Below are 2,156 nucleotides of genomic sequence, written 5' to 3' on the forward strand. Positions count from 1 at the left end.
CGCGGACCTGCTCGCGGCCATGACGCGCACGGTGGAGCAGCTCGCCGCCTACAACGACATCGCCAAGGCGCTCACCTCCACGCTCGAGCTCCGGGAGGTGCTGAACCTGATGATGGAAAAGGTGCGCAGCCTGCTGCGGCCTCGCAACTGGTCGCTCCTGTTGCAGGACGAGCGCACCGGCAAGCTCTACTTCGAGATCGCCGTGGGGGAGGGGGCGGACGTGCTCAAGGGGCTGCAGCTCGGCCCGGGCGAGGGCATCGCCGGCACCGTCTTCTCCTCGGGGATGGCGCGGCTGGTGGAGGACGTGTCGGGTGACCCGTCCTTCGCCTCGCGCTTCGACGACGCCTCGGCGTTCCGCACCCGCTCCATCGTGGCCGTGCCGCTCATCGCGCGCGGGCGGGTGCTGGGCGTCATCGAGTTGGTGAACGGGGTGACGGACCGGCCCTTCACCCAGGAGGACCTGATGGCGCTCACGGCCATCGCGGACTTCGCGGCCATCGCCATCGAGAACGCGCGCAACTTCCGGCGGGTGCAGGAACTCACCATCACCGACGAGCACACGGGCGTCTACAACGCCCGGCACCTGCGCGCGCAGCTGGAGCACGAGGTGCGGCGCTCGCAGCGCTTCCACCACCCGGTGTCGCTCGTCTTCCTGGACCTGGACCGCTTCAAGGCCATCAACGATGCCCACGGGCACCTGGTGGGCAGCGCGGTACTCAAGGAGGTGGGCGAGCTGCTCGTCTCCTGCTGCCGGCAGCTGGACTACGTCTTCCGCTACGGCGGCGACGAGTTCGCCCTGCTGCTGGTGGAGACGGGCACGGACGGGGCGATGACGAGCGCCACGCGCATCCGCGACGCCTTCCGCAGCCGGCGCTTCCAGCAGTCGGCGGGGCTGGACCTGGGCGTCACCGCGAGCCTCGGGGTGGCCACCTACCCGGAGCACGCCCTGTCGGCGGTGGATCTGGTGCGGGCGGCGGACTTCGCCATGTACGCGGCCAAGGCCCGGGGCCGCGACGACATCTGCCTCGCCGTGCCCCACGCGGATCTGCCCGGGGGCGTGGCCATGAGGCCCGGCGGCAGGAAATGAAGAAGGGGGCGCCCCCCGAAGGGTGACGCCCCCTGGACAACGGAAGGGAAGGGCCCTCCCGGGGACTACCCGCCGACGACCTGGTCGATGGCCTCGGGGTTGGTCTCCACCTTGCCGCTCTTGCGCAGCGCCTTGAGGAAGGAGTCGGCCACCTCGTACTCCTTGGCCTGCTGGGCCTGGCGGCGCAGCTCGTCCCGCTTCTCGGCGAACTTCGCGTCATCCGGCAGCTGGCGCTCGGTCACCTGCGCCACCACGAAGCCCTCGCCCACCGGGAAGGCCTGCTCGAGCGCCGCCGGTCCCTTGGTGGCGAACACGGCGGTGAGCAGGTCCGGCGCCGGGCCCAGGTGCGGCACGTTGGTGCTGGCCGCGTTGAAGACGTCCGTCTGCACCGCCTCCGGACGCGTCTCCGTCTCGAAGCGCAGCAGGGCCGGCTGGCCCGCCTTCTCCGGCGGGAAGAGGGCGGTGAGCGCCTTGCCCCCCTTCACCTCGGCCAGCGCCTTCTGCGCCGCGGCCTGGGCCTGCTCCTTGGCCTTGTCGCGCTTGAAGAGGGTGGTGGCGATCTCGTCCTGCACCTCCTCCAGCTTCTTGTCCTGGGCCGGCTTCTTCTCCTCCACCTTCACCAGGTGGATGCCGAACTTCGTCTCCACCGGCTGCGTCACCTCACCCGCGTTGAGCGCGAAGGCCGCGTTGGCCAGCGCCGGCTCCCAGTTGCCGCGCTCCACCCAGCCCAGGTCGCCCCCGGCGGCCTTGGTGCCCGGGTCCTCGCTGCTGGCGCGCGCCACCTCGGCGAAGTCCTTGCCGCCATCGATCTCCTTGCGCAGCGCCTGGGCCCGCTCCATCGCCCGGGCCTTCTGCTCCGGCGTGGCCTCGGGGGCCACCTTGAGGAGAACCTGGCGCGCACGGATGCGCTCGGGCTGCTGGTACACGAAGCGGTTGGCCTCGTAGTAGTCCTGGATTTCCTTCTGGTGCGCCTGCTTGTAGGTGTTCAGGTCCGCCGCGGAGGGGGCCGGCACCTTGTCGGCGTACATGGTGGGCAGGAAGCGCGCGAACACGATGCGGGCCTGGTTGC

Annotated in this window: 2 protein-coding genes; one reads left to right on the top strand and one right to left on the bottom strand. The window is 70.8% G+C overall.

Annotated features, from left to right (window positions below):
* Positions 1-1,087 (top strand): sensor domain-containing diguanylate cyclase (locus VF794_RS36780; RefSeq protein ID WP_331117862.1); only part of this gene is annotated, 1,087 nt, incomplete at its 5' end.
* 65 nt (positions 1,088-1,152) lie between these two features.
* Here VF794_RS36780 and VF794_RS36785 read toward each other — a convergent pair.
* Positions 1,153-2,156, bottom strand: a 1,004-nt coding sequence (locus tag VF794_RS36785; RefSeq protein ID WP_331117864.1) for a peptidylprolyl isomerase, incomplete at its 5' end; no start/stop codon positions are given.

Origin of the sequence: Archangium sp. (assembly GCF_036389735.1) — a bacterium.
Classification (GTDB): domain Bacteria; phylum Myxococcota; class Myxococcia; order Myxococcales; family Myxococcaceae; genus Archangium.